We start from the raw sequence: 17182 nt of genomic DNA on the forward strand, positions 1-17182 counted from the left end.
ATAGGCCGGGTATAGTAGCCCGCTATCGCCCAGGGAGCCGTTTATGCGCCAGAAACCCACCATACTCGATCGCCAGATCGTCGCTACCAGCCGCCTGTTTTGCGTGGAAGAACTGAAATTGCGGTTTTCCAACGGTGTGGAGCGCACCTATGAACGTCTGGCGAGCAAGGGGGCGGGCTATGGCGCGGTGATGATCGTGGCGATGCTCGATGCCGACCACGCTGTGTTGGTGGAAGAGTATTGCGGGGGCACCGACGCCTACGAACTGTCCCTGCCCAAGGGCTTGATCGAGCCAGGTGAAGATGTGCTGGCGGCGGCCGAACGGGAACTCAAGGAAGAGGCCGGTTTCGGAGCGCGTCAATTGGAACACCTGACCGAACTGTCGCTGTCCCCCGGCTACATGAGCCAGAAGATCCAGGTGGTGCTGGCGACCGATCTGTATGAAGAACGGCTGGAGGGTGACGAGCCCGAGCCGATGCGCGTGGACAAGGTCAACCTGCGTGAGCTGTCGGCCCTGGCACAGAACCCGCAGTTCACGGAGGGCCGGGCCTTGGCAGCGCTATACCTGGCCCGTGACCTGCTGACCCAGCGTGGAGCGTTCCTGTCATGACTTTCCCTCATCCGTTGATGGCCCCTGTAGTCGAGCTGGCGCTCCAGGCCGGTGAAGCGATCCTGCCGTTCTGGCGCGCCAACGTGCAGGTCAACCACAAGGCCGACGAGTCGCCGGTGACCGCTGCAGACATGGCCGCTCATGATGTGATCGTGGCCGGGCTGATGGCGCTGGCCCCGGATATTCCGATCCTCTCCGAAGAAGACGCCGATATTGCCCAAAACGTGCGCGCCGGCTGGCATCGCTGGTGGCTGGTAGACCCGCTGGATGGCACCAAGGAGTTCATTTCCGGCAGCGAGGAGTTCACCGTCAACATCGCGTTGGTGGAGCAGGGCCGCGTGGTGTTCGGTGTGGTGTCGATGCCCACCAATGGACGCTTTTACGTCGGCGGTGCAGGGCTGGGTGCCTGGCGTGGTGATAAGGGCGGCGTGCCTTTGCCTATTGCGGTTCGTGACGTCCTGGCCCCGGGTGAAGCTTTTACCGTGGTCGCCAGTCGTCGGCACACCAGCCCGGAACAGGAACGCCTGCTGGATGGTTTGAGCGGGAGCCTGGGTGAGCTGCAACTGACCAGTATTGGCAGTTCGTTGAAGTTTTGCCTGGTGGCCGAAGGCGCGGCGGATTGCTATCCACGGCTGGCGCCGACCTCCCAGTGGGACACCGCTGCCGCCCAGGGTGTATTGGAAGGTGCGGGGGGCGAGGTGTTGGACTTGAGCGGTGAACCGTTCTGTTATCCACCGCGGGAGTCGCTGTTGAATACATCGTTCCTGGCGTTGCCGGCGAAAGCGGCGTGGCGGGGCAAGCTATTGGAGTTGGCCCGTTCCTGAACCGTACCTGCTTTCCTGTGGCGAGGGAGCTTGCTCCCGCTGGGCTGCGAAGCGGCCCCAAGATTTTGCGGTTGCTGCGCAACCGAGCGGGAGCAAGCTCCCCGCCACAGGGGGGCTGCGTTGCTTTAGCGGTGCAACACGTACTGCCCCTCGAACTGCACTGCCACTTCCTCACTTCCGGTGTTCAGCACTTGCGTCTGCAAGGCCAGTCGCGCCCGGCCATAGCGCCGATAGGTGACCAGGAAGCGTTTCCAGACCTTTTCCTCGGGCGCTGCGCAGACGACGGTCGCATCGCGGGTCACCGGCAGCGGATAACTGATCTGCCCTTCCTGAATCACGATATGCCCGTCTTCGATGCCTTCCTCGCGCAGGGCCAGGTGCAGCCAGCCCCAGCCGCCGAGCACCGCGCCGCAATACAGGCTGCCACCGAACATGGTGCTCTTGTGGTTGACGTTGGCTGCAAGCGGCAAGGACAGGCGTAGTTGCCGGGCCTGCCAATCGAGCACCTTGAGGCCCATGTCCCGGGTCAAGGGGATGTCGTGGTGCAGGATCGATTCCAGGTAACGACTGTCGCGGTTCATTGCGGGGCCTTTTGCTTGAACGGGAAATGACGATAACTCAATCGGACTCATCGGCCGAACCATGGCTGCTGTCGCCGAAGTGCAGCCCATGTTTGCGTAACTTGTCGTGCAAGGTCTTGCGTGGAATGCCCAAGGCTTCGGCCAGGCTGCGCACCGAGCTGTGGGGGCGTGCCAGTTCGGCGGCGATCAGGGTTTTCTCGAAATTTTCCACCTGCTCGCTCAAGCCACCGCTGACCAGTTCCACCGGTGCGCCGGGGTTGCCGTCTGGCGCGCTGTTATCCAGGGCCAGTTCCAGTCCCAGGGCAAAGCGTTCGGCGGCGTTCTGCAATTCCCGCACATTGCCCGGCCAACTGTGGCGCAGCAGCAGCGCCCGTTGTGCCGGTTGCAATTCATGGGGCGGCAGCCCGTGGCGAGCGCTGGCTTCGTCGGCGAAATGCTGGAACAGCATCAGCGTATCTTCACCCCGTTCACGCAAGGGCGGTATGCGCAGCGGCGCGACGTTCAGGCGGTAATACAGGTCGGCGCGAAAACGCCCTTGGTCGGCGGCCTGGCGCAGGTCTTCCTTGGTGGCGGCGATTACGCGGATATCCAGCGGGATCTGGTGATTGCCCCCCAGCCGCTCCACCACGCGCTCCTGCAGCAGGCGCAGCAGCTTGACCTGGACATCCAGGCTCATGCTTTCGATTTCATCCAGGAACAGCGTACCGCCGTTGGCGAATTCGAACTTGCCGATGCGGCGCTTCTGCGCGCCGGTAAAAGCGCCGGGTTCGTGGCCGAACAGCTCGCTTTCCACCACCGACTCGGCCAGGGCGCCGGCGTTGATGGCCACGAACGGCCCGTTACGCCGGCTCGAAAGGTCGTGCAGCGCCCGAGCGACCACTTCCTTGCCGGCACCGGTTTCACCGAGGATCAGCACGTCGGCGCGGGTGGCGGCCAGTGCCCCGATCTGCTCGCGCAGGCGCAGCATCGGAGTCGATTGGCCGACCAGGCGGGCGCTGAGTTCGTGGCGATCGCTCAGGGCCAGGCGCAGGCTGCGGTTGTCCAGCACCAGGCGGCGCAAGGCCAGGGCCCGGCGCACGCTGTCGAGCAGATGATCGCTGGCAAAAGGTTTTTCCAGGAAGTCGTAGGCCCCGGCGCGCATTGCCTGCACCGCCAGTGGCACGTCGCCATGGCCGGTGATCAGCAGCACCGGCAGCTCTGAGTCCTGGGCGTGGAGTTCGCCCAGCAGTTCGAGGCCGTCCATGCCCGGCATGCGAATATCACTGACCACCACCCCCGGCCAGTCACGGGGCAGTTGCCCGGCCACGCCTTTGGCTTCGGCCAGGGGCAGAATTTTCAGGCCGGCCAGGTCGAGGGTCTGGCTCAGGGCCTGACGCAAATGGGGATCGTCGTCGATCAGCACCACCTCAATCCGGTTGTCGATGGTCATACACTTCGGTCCTCGGACGGTTGCAGGCTCACCCCGGGGGCTCCGGCGCGCAGTTTCAGGGTAATCAGGGCGCCGCCTTCCTTGTGGTTGGCGAACGACAGTTCACCGCCGAAGGCGCGCATCAGGGTGTCGCAGATCGCCAGTCCCAGGCCAAGGCCTTGGGTGCGCGTCTTGGTGGTGTAGAAGGGCTCACCGGCGCGGCCCAGGGCTTCCATGCAAAACCCCGGGCCGTTATCGCGGATGTACAGGTTGACGCCGGTTTCGGTGGCCTGGGCACTGAGCCAGAGTTTGCGCGGTGGGCCTTTCTCGGTGAGCGCATCAAGGGCGTTGGCCAGCAGGTTGCCGAGTACCTGGCGCAAGCGGGTTTCGCCGGCCTCGACCCACAGCGTGGCGGCCGGCAAGTCGCGGATCAGTTCCACTTCCATGCTGCGCCGACGTTTGGCGAGCAGCGCCAAGGCATCGTCCAGCGCCGGTTGCAGGGCGACGCTTTCCGGCGCATGTCGGTCGCGGCGGGCGAAGGCGCGCAGGTGGGCGATGATCGAGGCCATGCGCCCGGTCAGTTCGCTGATCAGCTTGAGGTTGCCCCGGGCATCTTCGGTGCGTTGGTGATCGAGCAAAATCTCGGCGTTTTCCGCGTAGCTGCGAATCGCTGCCAGCGGTTGGTTGAGTTCGTGGCTGATGCTCGCCGACATGGTGCCCAGGGCAGACAGCTTGCCGGCTTGCACCAGGTCATCCTGGGCACGGACCAACTCTTGCTGAGCCTGTTCGCGCTCCAGCACTTCCTGCTTCAACCGTCGGTTCAGTCCTTCCAGGTCGCTGGTGCGCTCGGCCACCCGGCCTTCCAATTCTTGACGGGCCTTGGCTTCGAAGGCGATTCGATCCAGGTAATGGCGCCTGCGTTGCATCATCAACCCGAGCAACAGCATCAAGACCAGCAAGGCCGCGCCACCGATGGCGACCACGGTGCGCACCGGACGATCAATCAGCGTGCGCGGGGCGAGGATGCTTACGCTCCAGCCGGTTTCCTCGATGGACTGGGTCTGGGTCAGCCAGGCGTTGGCGTTCAGGTTCAGCGGTTTGGGCTCGCGGGTCGGATACGGTTGTACCGCACTGATGGCCTCGCGCTCGGCGTCATTCAAGGGTCGGGTCGCGCGAAATCGCCACTCTTGTCGCGACGTGAGGATGACCACGCCGTTGTGGTCGGTCACCAGTAATTGTTCGGGAGTTTTGCCCCACAGGCTTTCGGTGTGGTCGAGGTCGACCTTGACCACCAGCACGCCAATGACTTTTTCGCGGTCGTGCACGGCGGCGGCGAAGAAGTAACCGCGCTTGGCCGACGTGGTGCCCAAGCCGAAGAAGCGACCCAGGCGTCCGGCCATGGCTTCGATGAAGTACGGCCGGAAGGCGAAATTGCGTCCGACGAAACTGTCGTGTTTGTCCCAGTTCGACGCGGCCAGGGTCTTGCCGGAAGGGTCCATCAGGTACATGACTTCGGCGCCGGTCTGGGCGCTGATGTTTTTCAGCAGCCGGTTGGCATTGCCTTGGGTCACGCCATCGTCGGGTGCCGACAAGGCGGCGCGCAAGGCCGGCAGGTCGCCGAGAATCTGTGGCAGCACCTCATAACGGTGCAGTGTGCCCAACAGGTTGGCGACGTAGAGGTCCAAGGTCTGGCGGTTTTGCCCGGCCAGTTCGCTACGGTAGTAACGTTCGGCCAAGTGCTCCAACGGCCACAGCAACGGCGCCAGGCACAGCGCGAGCAAGGCCAGGCTGCGCCAACGGGGTCTGCGGGGAAGGGTGGAATTCATGAGCCTCGGACGCCTGTGGTGACAGGCGTATTATGCCTAGTTGCCTTGCAAATACTATTTGTAAGGCAGTACTAGGCTTGTCCGGCGAGGCACTGCTGCAACGCGTCTCGCCAGTCCGGTTGGCTCACTGCCCACTCCTTGAGCAGGCGCGTGCAATCCAGGCGCGAGTTGAATGGCCGCGGGGCTGGAGTCGGATAGGCGCTGGATTCAATCGGCTCAAGCTGCGCACACGGCTTGTGTCGCTCAAGCAGGTTTTCACCAATGGCCTGGGCGAAACCGAACCAGGACGTCTCGCCCCGGGCTGTCAGGTGATAGGTGCCCCAGGCGCCGGGTTGGCCGGCCTGCCAGCGCTCGATCAATTGCGCGGTGCTGTCGGCAATGGTGCCGGCCCAGGTCGGTGCGCCGACCTGGTCGGCGACCACCCGCAGCTGCGGTTTTTCCTGCAACAGGCGCTGCATGGTCAACAGGAAGTTGCGGCCCTCGGTGGAGTACACCCAACTGGTGCGCAGAATCAGGTGCTGGCCGCCAGCCTGGCGGATGGCATTCTCGCCGGCCAGCTTGCTGCGTCCGTAGACACTCAGCGGGTTGGGCGTGTCGTCCTCGGTGTAGGGGGCGGATTTGAGGCCATCGAAGACGTAGTCGGTGGAGTAATGAATCAGCGGGACGCCCAGCGCAACCGCTGCCTGGGCCAGGATGCCCGGTGCCGTGGCATTGATGGCGAACGCCCGCTCCGGTTCACTTTCGGCCTGATCGACGGCCGTGTGGGCGGCGGCATTGATGATCAGGCCGGGCTTGAGGGCTTCGATGGGGGCACGCAGGGAATCCGGTTGTGCCAGGTCGAGCTGGTCGCTGCCGCGTACGGTCAACTCGCCCAGGCCGCTCAGGCGCGATTGGAGCGCCTGGGAAACCTGGCCATTCTGGCCGATGATCAGGATACGCAAGGGGGCACTCATGGGAACAGGTCGGCCTCGTGCAGGGCTTTGCCATTCAGGTCCTTGGCCGAGAGGATCGGCGTGCCTTCGAACTCCCAATCGATGGCCAACTGCGGATCGTCCCAGCGAATGCAGCGTTCGGCCGAGGGGGCATAGTAATCAGTGGTCTTGTAGAGGAAGTCCGCTGATTCGCTCAGTACGACGAAACCGTGGGCAAAACCTGGCGGGACCCACATCTGCAGGTGGTTCTGCGCCGACAGGCGTACGCTGGCCCATTGGCCGAAGGTCGGCGAGCTGCGGCGGATGTCTACCGCGACATCCAGCACTTCCCCCGCCGTGACGCGCACGAGTTTGCCCTGGGTTTGTTCGATCTGATAGTGCAGGCCCCGCAGCACGCCCTTAGTGGAGCGTGAATGGTTGTCCTGGACGAACTGCAGGGTGCAGCCAGTCGCTTCGGCAAACGCCCGGGCATTGAAGCTTTCGTAGAAAAAACCCCGGTCGTCGCCAAAGACTTTCGGTTCGATGATCAAGACTTCTGGCAAACGGGTGGCGATGACATTCATCGTGTTTCTCCGGCGATCTTGAACAAGTACTGGCCGTAGCCGGTCTTGCCAAAATACTGGGCGCGCTCCAGAACGTGCTCGCGGCTGACCCAACCTTGCTGGTAGGCAATTTCTTCCAGGCACGCCACTTTCAGGCCTTGGCGATGTTCGATGGTCTGCACGTATTGCGAGGCTTCCAGCAGGCTGTCGTGGGTGCCGGTGTCCAGCCAGGCGAAACCACGACCGAAGCGCTCGACGTGCAGGTCGCCGCGTTGCAGGTAGGTATTGTTGACGTCGGTGATTTCCAGTTCGCCGCGCTTGGACGGCTTGATGGCCTTGGCGATCTTGATCACGTCGTTATCGTAGAAATACAGGCCGGTGACCGCGTAGCTGGATTTGGGTGCGGTGGGTTTTTCTTCGATGGACATCGCCCGTCCTTCTGTATCGAAGTCGATCACGCCAAAACGCTCAGGGTCCTTGACCCAGTAGCCGAACACGGTCGCGCCACTCTGCCGGTTGACGGCGGTCTGCAATTGTTCACCAAAATGCTGGCCGTGGAAAATGTTGTCGCCCAGGATCAGGCACACCGAGTCGCTGCCAATGAACTGTTCGCCAATCAGGAACGCTTGGGCCAGGCCATCGGGCGACGGCTGCTCGGCATAGCTGAACCGCACGCCAAACTGATGGCCATCGCCCAACAGGTTGCGGTACTGCGGCAGATCCTGCGGCGTGGAAATCACCAGGATGTCCTTGATGCCGGCGAGCATCAGCACCGAGATCGGGTAATAAATCATCGGCTTGTCATAAATCGGTAAAAGTTGCTTGGAAACCCCGAGGGTAATCGGGTGCAAGCGTGTGCCGGAACCGCCGGCCAGGACAATGCCTTTCATCATGCCATTGCATCCTTGTTGTCGAGCGAACCCAGGCGCTCGCCTTGATAGCTGCCGTCCTGGACACGTTGGCACCACAGCAGGTTTTCGAGGTACCACTGCACGGTCTTGCGCAGCCCGGTCTCGAAGGTTTCCCGTGGTGTCCAGCCCAGTTCCCGTTCGATCTTGCTGGCGTCGATGGCGTAGCGCAGGTCGTGGCCGGGGCGATCCTGGACGAAGCTGATCAGGTCGGCATAGTGCTCGATCCCTTCGGGCTTGCGTGGCGCCAACTCTTCGAGCAAGGCGCAGATGCTGCGCACCACGTCGATGTTTTTCTGCTCGTTGTGACCGCCAATGTTGTAAGTCTCGCCGACCATGCCTTCGGTGACGACCTTGAGCAGTGCACGGGCATGATCCTCGACAAACAGCCAGTCGCGCACTTGCTGGCCGTCGCCATAGACCGGCAACGGCTTGCCGGCCAGCGCGTTGAGAATCACCAGTGGAATGAGCTTCTCGGGGAAGTGAAACGGCCCGTAGTTATTGGAGCAGTTGGTCAACAGCACGGGCAAGCCGTAGGTGCGTTGCCAGGCACGGACCAGGTGGTCGGACGCTGCCTTGCTCGCCGAGTACGGTGAGCTTGGGGCATAGGCGGTGGTCTCGGTGAACAGGTCATCCACACCGTGCAGGTCGCCATACACTTCGTCGGTGGAAATGTGGTGGAAGCGAAACGCACGCTTCTGCGGCTCGGGCAGGGCCTGCCAGTAGGCTCGAGTGGCCTCCAGCAGGCTGTAGGTGCCCACGATGTTGGTCTGGATGAAGTCCGCCGGGCCATCGATGGAGCGGTCTACATGGGACTCGGCCGCCAGGTGCATGATGGCGTCAGGTTTGAATCGCGCCAGCACCGCACTGACGGTTGGTTGGTCGACGATATCGGCCTGGACGAATTCGTAGCGGCTGTCGTGATCGATGCTGCTCAGTGATTCGAGATTGCCGGCATAGGTCAGCTTATCGAGGTTCAGAACCTGGTGTCCGGTATCAAGAATCAAGTGCCGTATGAGAGCCGAGCCGATGAAGCCGGCACCGCCAGTGACGAGAATGCGCATCCGGGTAAGCCTTTTTCCGTGAGACGACAGAGCTTTAGGAGCATAGCTTGTAGGCATGGCGAGGGGCGGTGCAAGCGAATATCCCATGGACACGCCCTCCCCATATAGCCTCTCAGGAGAGCTGTGCATATTTTTGAACAGGAGGGGTTGCTTATCCTCCGGCTCAGTGGCGTGATAGGCATCCGAACAAAACCACCTCAGGGGTCGTTGTATGCCACTCGCTACGTTGGTTCACCGTGCCAGTTTGCCAAGCCCACAGATCAGCGCCGAGCAAGCGCTGGTGCTGCTGCGCTCGAATTACGGACTCAGCGGCGACCTGCGACCCCTTGGCAGCAATCAGGACCTCAATTACCGCGTCGACAGCGAACGTGGGCGCTTTGTGTTGAAAATTTGCCACGGCGACTACGCTGTCCAGGAACTTCAGGCCCAACACGCTGCCCTCAAGCAGTTGGCCGGGCACAGCGCGGTGAAGGTGCCGCGGGTGATTACCGCCAGCAACGGCCAGGACCTGCTGACTTTGGACGTCGACGGCCAAGCGATCCATATGCGCCTGCTTGAGTACATCGACGGCCAGGCCCTCACGCAGCTCAAACACCTGCCGCCTGAGTTGGTGACCGGCCTGGGCCGCCTGTGCGCGGAAATGGACCTGGCCTTGGCAACATTCGACCACCCAGGCCTGGAACGCACCCTGCAATGGGACGCGCGCCACGCTCCGGCCCTGGTCGATCATCTGTTGCCTGTCATCGACGACGATCAGCGGCGGCAACTGATCGCCGAGGTCGCGCAACAGGCCGAGCGGCGCTTGCAGTCGCTCAAGGCCAGCCTGCCGGTGCAGGCGATCCACATGGACATCACCGATGACAACGTGGTCTGGCAGCGCGATGCCCAGCGCCAATGGCAATTGCAGGGCGTCATCGATTTCGGCGACCTGATCCGCACCTGGCGCATCACGGACCTGTCGGTAACGTGTGCGGCCCTGCTGCACCACGCCGACGGCGATCCATTCTTCATCTTGCCGGCGATCAAGGCCTACCAGGCGGTCAACCCCTTGCAACGCGAAGAACTGTTGGCGCTGTGGCCATTGATCGTGGCGCGCGCCGCGGTGCTGGTGCTCAGCGGTGAACAGCAGGTTTCCATCGACCCGGACAACCAATACAGCCGTGACAACCTGGCCCATGAGTGGGAGATTTTCCGGGTCGCCCACTCGGTGCCCTTCGAATTGATGGAAGCGGCGATTCTCACCGCCGTCGGCCACAGCCTGCCGCCCATCGCCAGCGAAGGCTTTGCGCCGCTGTTGCCGACCCTGGTGGGGCGTGAGTTCGCGCTGATTGACCTGGGTGTACTGAGCCCGCATTTCGAGGCCGGCAATTGGGAGCAGCCGGGGATCGACCAGCGCCTGCTGAGCGAGGCCGCGGGCGTTCATGGCCTGGCCGCCAGCCGCTATGGGCAATACCGGTTATCCCGCACTCGGCCAGACAGCGCCGTCGAACCCGATACTTATCCACTGCACGTGGAGTTGAGCGTTCCTCGGGGGACGCCGCTCGAATCCCCGTTCGCTGGGGTCGTGCACAAGGCTGCCGACGGCCTGTTGCAGCTGGACAGTGCGCAGTTGAGCGTGCGGCTGTGGGGCGTGACGTCGCCGCTGCATTCCGGCGCGGCACTGGTCAAGGGGCAGGTGCTGGGTGAAGTGACGGGGCCGTTGCGGGTCCAGTTGTGCCGTGGCGCCCAGGTGAATCCACCGCTGTTCTGCACGCCCTCCAGGGCAGCGGCCTGGCAGGCGCTATGTCCTTCGCCGGCGGTGCTGCTGGGACTGGCTTGCGATGCCGAACCGGAGATCGATCCCCAGGCGCTGCTGGCCCGTCGCGATGCGAGCTTTGCCCGTTCGCAGAAGCACTATTACGTCGATCCGCCGCGCATCGAGCGCGGCTGGCGCAATCACCTGATCGACATGCAGGGCCGCTCGTACCTGGACATGCTCAACAATGTCGCGGTGCTGGGCCATGGTCATCCACGCATGGCGGCAGTGGCTGCCCGGCAGTGGTCGCTGCTCAATACCAACTCGCGTTTCCACTATGCGGCGATCGCCGAATTTTCCGAACGCCTGCTGGCGTTGGCGCCGTCCAACATGGACCGGGTGTTCCTGGTCAACAGCGGCACCGAGGCCAACGACTTGGCGATCCGCCTGGCCTGGGCCTACAGCGGCGGGCGGGACATGCTCAGCGTATTGGAGGCCTATCACGGCTGGTCGGTGGCCGCCGATGCGGTCTCGACGTCTATCGCCGATAATCCCCAGGCCTTGAGCAGCCGCCCGGATTGGGTGCATCCCGTGACCGCACCGAACATCTATCGCGGCGAATTCCGTGGCCCCGACACTGCGGTGGACTACGTGCGCAGCGTTGAACACAACCTGGCGAAAATCGCCGAAAACAACCGCCAGCTCGCCGGTTTCATTTGCGAACCGGTATACGGCAACGCCGGTGGGATCGCGCTGCCGCCCGGTTACCTGAAGCAGGTCTACGCGATGGTGCGCGAGCGCGGTGGGGTCTGCATCGCCGACGAAGTCCAGGTCGGTTATGGGCGCATGGGCGAGTTTTTCTGGGGCTTCGAAGAGCAAGGCGTGGTGCCGGATATCATCACCATGGCCAAGGGCATGGGCAACGGCCAGCCACTGGGTGCGGTCATTACCCGCCGGGAGATCGCCGAGGCGCTGGAAGCCGAGGGATATTTCTTTTCGTCGGCCGGAGGCAGCCCGGTCAGTTGCCAGATCGGCATGGCGGTACTGGATGTCATGGAAGAAGAAAATCTCTGGGAAAACGCCCGGGTGGTGGGTGGGCACTTCAAGGCACGGCTGGAGGCCTTGATCGATCGCTATCCATTGGTCGGTGCGGTGCATGGCTCCGGTTTCTACCTGGGCGTGGAACTGATCCGCGACCGCGACACGTTGGAGCCGGCCACTGAAGAAACCACGGCGCTGTGCAGCCGCCTGCGAACGTTGGGGATTTTCATGCAACCGACCGGCGATTACCTGAACATCCTCAAGATCAAACCGCCGATGGTCACTACGCGCCAGAGCGTGGATTTCTTCGTAGATATGTTGGTGAAGGTCTTGGACGAGGGGTTGTAACTAATCTGGAACGCCAAGCTGTTCCCCTGTAGGAGCGAGCGTGCTCGCGATGACGGTGTCCAAGCCTATATTGATTTGGCTGACCCACCGTTAGCGCGAGCACGCTCGCTTCCACAGGGGTTGCATTAATTTATAAAATCGATTTTTGTCGATGTTTGGCGCTATTTTTTGATGGGTGTTAGTTTTTTTGGCTTTATTAGTCGATATTTATCGTTTATAAGGTTGCCACTGCCCATCGCCCAGGAGATGACCCATGACAACGTTGCACAGCACTCCCCGCGCGGATGGTTTCCACATGCCTGCCGAGTGGGCGACCCAGACCCAGGTCTGGATGATCTGGCCCGAGCGCCCGGACAACTGGCGCCTGGGCGGCAAGCCCGCCCAGGCCGCCCACATAGCGGTCGCCAAGGCCATCGCCCGTTTTGAACCGGTGACCGTGGCGGTGTCTGCGGCCCAATACGAAAATGCCCGGGCGCGTCTCGATGTGCCGAATATCCGCCTGGTGGAAATGTCCAGCGACGACGCCTGGGTTCGCGACACAGGGCCGACATTCGTCATCAATGACAACGGCGAAGTGCGCGGTGTCGATTGGGATTTCAACGCCTGGGGCGGTTTCGACGGCGGCCTGTACGCACCGTGGAACCGTGATGCGCAAGTGGCCGGCAAGATTCTTGAGATCGAGCGCAGCCCGCGTTATCGCACCGAAGGTTTTGTGCTCGAGGGCGGCTCGATCCATGTGGATGGTGAAGGCACCCTGATCACCACCGAAGAGTGCCTGCTCAACCGCAATCGCAACCCACACTTGAGCCGTGAAGAGATCGAGGCAGTGCTCAGCGCGCAGTTGGCTGTGGACAAGATCATCTGGCTGCCGGACGGTCTGTTCAATGACGAAACCGACGGCCATGTGGATAACTTCTGCTGCTACGTGCGGCCAGGTGAAGTCCTGCTTGCCTGGACCGATGACCCGCAAGACCCGAACTACACCCGCTGTCACGCGGCGATGAACGTGCTGCAAAACAGCACTGACGCCAAGGGACGCCCGTTCACAGTGCACAAAATGCCGATTCCGGGGCCGTTGTACGCCACCGAGGAGGAGTGTGCCGGTGTCGACGCGGTGCAAGGGTCCCAAGAGCGCAACCCAACCGTGCGGCTAGCCGGTTCCTATGTGAACTTCCTGATCGTCAACGGCGGCATCATCGCCCCAAGTTTTGACGATCCGCTGGACGCACCGGCCAGGGACATCCTGCAGAACCTGTTCCCGCAGCACGAAGTGGTCATGGTGCCAGGGCGCGAACTGTTACTGGGGGGCGGCAATATTCATTGCCTTACTCAACAGCAACCTGCACCGCGCGCAAAATGAGTGGCGATGTAACAGCTGGGTGATATCGACCGCGCCGGCCCTAGGTCGGCGGTTTTGGATCCATGCCGGCAAGCCCGCGGCCCGATTGGCGCGCGGGTTTTTTTGTGCCTGTTTATTGGCGTGGCGGATACATTGGCATAGCTCTTGTATCTGTACTTCGGCAGTTCTGGGGAGAGAACTGAGTTGTTTTGTCATAAACCTTGGATAAATTGGCCGCTCATCAACCAGGAGAGGGCGCTGGAATGAATATGATAAGCGAGCGCACATGCCATCCCTTGGCCGTTAATGGTGAGTCGCTTCAAGCCTTGGCGCAGTGGTTGAAATCCAACGGAACGCGTCAGATCAGAGAACCTGATCCGCGCCAGGTAATCGTTGAGCGTTACCCCGTTGGCCTGTTCAGCGAGGCGGAGCTGGAAGCGTTGTGGGATGTGATGCAAGGATAGAATTCGACGGATTGATAAAAAGCGCTGGCCGGGATGGCAGCGCTTTTTTTGTATCCGCAGGCTTTCACATTCGCACAAATCCTATGGGAGCTAGCCAGCTCCCATACAGGGGTGGTGTTCAAATTCAGTGGGATATTCGACCGATTCACGAAACACACTGAAAACCGTTTCAGCGTTTTTCCGCAGCGCTCTCAAGACTACCCTGCTGCCATTCAATCCCCATGGTTAGCGGAGTCCTCATGGCCACTCTTCATTATATCTACGACCCGCTGTGCGGCTGGTGTTACGGCGCCAAGCCGCTGGTGCAGGCTGCCCGAAGTGTATTGCCGGTGATTGCTCATGGCGGCGGCATGATGACCGGTGCCAATCGCCAGCAGGTTTCGCCGCAATTGCGCGATTACGTGATGCCCCACGACCGGCGCATCGCCGAATATTCCGGGCAGCCGTTTGGCGAGGCCTACTTTGAAGGTTTGCTGCGTGACCACAGCGCCGTGTTCGATTCGGCGCCGCCGACCGCCGCCATCCTCGCTGCCGAACAGCTCGGCGGCCACGGCCTGGAATTGCTCGGGCGCCTGCAAACCGCGCACTACGTCGAGGGTCGGCGCATCGCTGACGAAACCGTTCTGCTGGAGTTCGCTCAATCCATGGGCCTGCCGGCCCAGGCGTTCCTGGCGGCGTTGCGCGCGGTTGACGTGCAGGGGCATATCAAGGCCAGTCGTACCTTGCTGGCTCAGGTTGGCGGCCAGGGTTTCCCGACCTTGGCCCTGGAGCAGGACGGCCAGTTCACGCTGATCGACATCGGCCCCTGGCTCGGCAAGCCCGAGGCATTCGCCCAATGGCTGACGCAAGCCACGCCGGTTCAGGCCTCCACGCCACCAGCGGCCTGCGGTCTGATGGTTGTTCGCGGTGAGCAGTTCTTAGACATTTTTTGCCTGATTACAGACGTTTCACGAAATTGACACACCGTTGAGGGCGCGACTAGGATTCGTCCTACGCCTGTGGCTAACAGCCATGACTCTTAAATAATAAAAAGGCCCGACACGATCATTCGTGGGCGGGCCTTTTCATTATTTCCAGGAGCAAGAGTCCGAAAAAGAGCGCAAAAAGCGCCATTTCGGTTGCCCGCCACAGTGCGTATCAACCCGCACAAGGAAAATAAACATGTTGAACAAGCGCATTAGTTTGATCGCACTGGGGATCTTGAGCACGACACATGCCATGGCCAATGACCAGGCTGAGTCCAAGGGGTTCGTTGAAGACAGCAGCTTGAAAGTGCTGTTGCGCAACGCTTATATCAATCGCGACTACAAAGATGGCAATCAAGATAAGGCCGAGTGGGGCCAGGCAGCCATAGGTACCTTCTCGTCCGGTTTCACCCAGGGCACCGTGGGTGTCGGTGTGGATGCGTTCGGCCTGTACGCGCTGCGTCTGGACGGCGGTAAAGGCCGCAGCGGTGCGGGTGGCATCGACTTCTTCAAGCAAGGCGACAGCGGCAACGCGGCCGATGACCTGTCCAAGTTCGGGGCAGCGGTCAAGTTCCGCGTCTCCAACACCGTGCTGGCCTACGGCGACCAGATGCCGGCCCTGCCGGTGCTCAGCTATGACAACTCGCGCCTGTTGCCGGAAAGCTACACCGGCACGTTGATCACCTCCAAGGAGATCAAGGGCCTGGAACTCAATGCCGGCCGTTTCACCGCCGAATCGCGCAAGAGTGCTGAAGGCCGCGACAGCGGTGGCCTGAAGTCGATCAACGTCTTGGGCGGCAGCTATCAGTTCACCGAGCAGTTCAAGGCTTCGCTCTACGCTTCGGATGTCGAAGATGTATTGAAGAAGCAATACGTGAACGCCAACTATGTGTTCCCGCTGGCCAAGGATCAGTCCCTGACTCTGGATTTCAACGGTTATCGCACCAAGCTGGACAACAGCTACGTTCGTGAAAACAACGTCACCGGCGATGACAACAAGATCTGGAGCCTGGCTGCCACCTTCGCCACAGGGCCGCATAGCTTCACGCTCGCCCACCAGCGCAGCACCGGCGACAGCAACCTGGGTTATGCCTACGGTGGCTATCAGCGCGAGCAGAATCGGGTGGGTGATGGCGGCAATACGATCTACCTGGCCAACTCCTACTGGTCCGACTTCAACGCTGAAGACGAGCGCAGCTGGCAGTTGGGCTATGGCCTGGACTTCACCACCTTCGGCGTACCGGGCCTGACCTATAACGTCGCTTATGTGCGTGGCGATAACATCACCACCTCGACCAGCGAAGGCGGCACCGAGCGCGAGATCTTCAACCAGTTCAAGTACGTGGTCCAGAGCGGTCCGGCCAAGGACTTGAGCGTAAGGTTGCGCAGTTCCGTGCTGCGGGTGTCGCAGAAGTCCAGCGAGTACAACGTCAGCGGCAATGAGCTGCGGGTGTTCGTGGATTACCCGATCAACGTCTTCTGATGCCTGATCAGGTTGTAAGTCTATAAAACCGTGGCGAGGGAGCTTGCTCCCGCTGGGCTGCGCAGCAGCCCTTCTGGTGTGAGCGCTGCGCACTCAAGCGGGAGCAAGCTCCCTCGCCACAATTGATCACGCCTGCCTGCAATAAATAGCGTTGCGACCTCAAACTCGGGTCTTTTTGGCTTTCAGCGCAAAAAACACCGCTGGAACCGCCTGTTTTCCCGAACAAAAGTCGTACTCATGCAATTTTTGCCAGCGTTTCAAGCGCCGCTTGAAATGCCTCAAATACTTTCTCATGGACGTAAATCCTGCACCTACTAGATTAGGCCGCTCAATGCAGCGGAGACCTATGAAAAATGATCGTTCTGAACAGGGAAGTGGGCGAAGCGCTAAGACGTGACAAATACGTCAATGTTCGCGGTGGAGACTTCAACCTCTACGGTCATTTCGGCGATTTTGTCCGGCTGACCAAAAGCTGGGAAAACATGGAGCCCGACAGCTACTACGGCCAGGCCGAGTCAGGCATGCGTTTTCGCCGCTACAGCGACTTCGAATACAACCCTACGACCCGCGAGCTCACGCAGCTCGAACACCGGGCCTACATTCAGTCCAAGGCCAACAACAGCTATGTCGGTGGACTGGAGCGGCACTTTCAGGACTTCTCCAACGAAGTGATCAATTCGCCGGTGATGCGCAGCCTGATCGACACGGACTTCGAGGTCTACAAGAACGTCCTGCCGCAGGAGCTGCACGATGAAATCTGGCAGTGCCAGATCCATCAGATCCGCATCGAGATCAAGCCGGGCAAACAACTGGAAATCACCCCCGAAGGGATTCACTGTGATGGCTATCCGTTCAGCGGCGTGCACTTCTGGGGTCGCCAGAATGTGGCGGGTGCGGAAAGCCGTTTGTACAGCGCCCAGGAAGAACAGCTGGCGGCGACGACCTACGAGGACATCCTCGACACGACGTTCTTCCTGGATCGCGACATGCGCCATTACGTGACCCCGGCGCGCAACACCCATAGCCATGACATGGCGTACCGGCAGATCCTGGCCATCTCCTTCTCGCGGCCCGGGACCGCTTTCGACATTGTTCGCTGAACGGCTCGAACC

At 61.3% G+C, this 17182-nt stretch carries 16 protein-coding genes; 8 read left to right on the plus strand and 8 right to left on the minus strand.

Going from position 1 to position 17182, the window contains the following annotated elements; genetic code table 11:
* The first annotated feature begins 43 nt into the window (after positions 1 to 43).
* A complete protein-coding gene (gene nudE / locus BLU76_RS07560) occupies positions 44 to 610 on the plus strand; it encodes an ADP compounds hydrolase NudE (RefSeq protein WP_003196729.1) in 567 nt (188 codons plus the stop codon).
* Positions 607 to 1434 carry a 3'(2'),5'-bisphosphate nucleotidase CysQ gene (cysQ, locus tag BLU76_RS07565; RefSeq protein ID WP_092146539.1) on the plus strand — a complete coding sequence of 276 codons (828 nt, stop codon included), beginning with the start codon at positions 607 to 609 and terminating at the stop codon, positions 1432 to 1434. Before nudE ends, cysQ begins: the two co-directional genes overlap by 4 nt.
* A 125-nt stretch (positions 1435 to 1559) precedes the next feature.
* On the opposite strand, the gene BLU76_RS07570 is transcribed toward cysQ, so the two are convergent.
* The 7 genes from BLU76_RS07570 to rfbB all read right to left on the minus strand — a co-directional run bounded on the left by BLU76_RS07570 (position 1560) and on the right by rfbB (position 8695).
* The gene (locus BLU76_RS07570) at positions 1560 to 2015 is read right to left on the minus strand and encodes a YiiD C-terminal domain-containing protein (protein WP_092222253.1); all 456 of its coding nucleotides are present in this window, start codon (positions 2013 to 2015) and stop codon (positions 1560 to 1562) included.
* A 37-nt stretch (positions 2016 to 2052) separates the two neighbouring features.
* Positions 2053 to 3444: a sigma-54-dependent transcriptional regulator gene (locus tag BLU76_RS07575; RefSeq protein WP_092146535.1), complete on the minus strand. Its 1392-nt coding sequence runs from the start codon at positions 3442 to 3444 to the stop codon at positions 2053 to 2055.
* Entirely contained in the window at positions 3441 to 5249 is a 1809-nt protein-coding gene (locus BLU76_RS07580; RefSeq protein ID WP_092152562.1) for a sensor histidine kinase, read from the minus strand. The genes BLU76_RS07575 and BLU76_RS07580 overlap by 4 nt, the downstream gene beginning before the upstream one ends.
* Before the next feature lie 71 nt (positions 5250 to 5320).
* Positions 5321 to 6202, minus strand: coding sequence for a dTDP-4-dehydrorhamnose reductase (gene rfbD, locus BLU76_RS07585; RefSeq protein WP_092222255.1), 882 nt, complete (start codon positions 6200 to 6202; stop codon positions 5321 to 5323).
* A complete protein-coding gene (gene rfbC / locus BLU76_RS07590) occupies positions 6199 to 6744 on the minus strand; it encodes a dTDP-4-dehydrorhamnose 3,5-epimerase (RefSeq protein WP_092222257.1) in 546 nt (181 codons plus the stop codon). The genes rfbD and rfbC overlap by 4 nt, the downstream gene beginning before the upstream one ends.
* Positions 6741 to 7616, minus strand: coding sequence for a glucose-1-phosphate thymidylyltransferase RfbA (gene rfbA / locus BLU76_RS07595; RefSeq protein ID WP_092146528.1), 876 nt, complete (start codon positions 7614 to 7616; stop codon positions 6741 to 6743). The genes rfbC and rfbA overlap by 4 nt, the downstream gene beginning before the upstream one ends.
* A complete protein-coding gene (rfbB, locus tag BLU76_RS07600) occupies positions 7613 to 8695 on the minus strand; it encodes a dTDP-glucose 4,6-dehydratase (protein ID WP_092222259.1) in 1083 nt (360 codons plus the stop codon). Before rfbB ends, rfbA begins: the two co-directional genes overlap by 4 nt.
* A gap of 211 nt (positions 8696 to 8906) precedes the next feature.
* Here rfbB and BLU76_RS07605 point away from each other — a divergent pair, with 211 nt between their 5' ends.
* The 5 genes from BLU76_RS07605 (at position 8907) to BLU76_RS07625 (ending at position 16070) form a co-directional block, all read left to right on the plus strand.
* Positions 8907 to 11819 (plus strand): aminotransferase, encoded by a 2913-nt coding sequence (locus BLU76_RS07605; protein ID WP_092222261.1) that lies wholly within the window; start codon positions 8907 to 8909, stop codon positions 11817 to 11819.
* Positions 11820 to 12072: 253 nt separating this feature from the next.
* Positions 12073 to 13179 carry an agmatine deiminase gene (aguA, locus tag BLU76_RS07610; RefSeq protein WP_063323393.1) on the plus strand — a complete coding sequence of 369 codons (1107 nt, stop codon included), beginning with the start codon at positions 12073 to 12075 and terminating at the stop codon, positions 13177 to 13179.
* Positions 13180 to 13421: 242 nt separating this feature from the next.
* A complete protein-coding gene (locus tag BLU76_RS07615) occupies positions 13422 to 13622 on the plus strand; it encodes a hypothetical protein (protein ID WP_053177657.1) in 201 nt (66 codons plus the stop codon).
* A 239-nt stretch (positions 13623 to 13861) separates the two neighbouring features.
* Positions 13862 to 14581, plus strand: a complete 720-nt coding sequence (locus BLU76_RS07620; RefSeq protein ID WP_256572659.1) for a DsbA family protein — start codon at positions 13862 to 13864, stop codon at positions 14579 to 14581.
* A gap of 202 nt (positions 14582 to 14783) precedes the next feature.
* Positions 14784 to 16070: an OprD family porin gene (locus BLU76_RS07625; RefSeq protein WP_072342793.1), complete on the plus strand. Its 1287-nt coding sequence runs from the start codon at positions 14784 to 14786 to the stop codon at positions 16068 to 16070.
* Between the two features lie 159 nt (positions 16071 to 16229).
* Here the strand turns inward: BLU76_RS07625 and BLU76_RS31825 are convergent, their stop codons facing one another.
* Positions 16230 to 16364, minus strand: a complete 135-nt coding sequence (locus BLU76_RS31825) for a hypothetical protein (protein WP_256572660.1) — start codon at positions 16362 to 16364, stop codon at positions 16230 to 16232.
* 59 nt (positions 16365 to 16423) lie between these two features.
* Here BLU76_RS31825 and BLU76_RS07630 point away from each other — a divergent pair, with 59 nt between their 5' ends.
* Positions 16424 to 17170 carry a 2OG-Fe dioxygenase family protein gene (locus tag BLU76_RS07630; protein WP_003196764.1) on the plus strand — a complete coding sequence of 249 codons (747 nt, stop codon included), beginning with the start codon at positions 16424 to 16426 and terminating at the stop codon, positions 17168 to 17170.
* Positions 17171 to 17182 lie beyond the last annotated feature (12 nt).

Source organism: Pseudomonas sp. NFACC08-1, assembly GCF_900106735.1.
Taxonomy (GTDB): Bacteria; Pseudomonadota; Gammaproteobacteria; order Pseudomonadales; family Pseudomonadaceae; genus Aquipseudomonas; species Aquipseudomonas fluorescens_Q.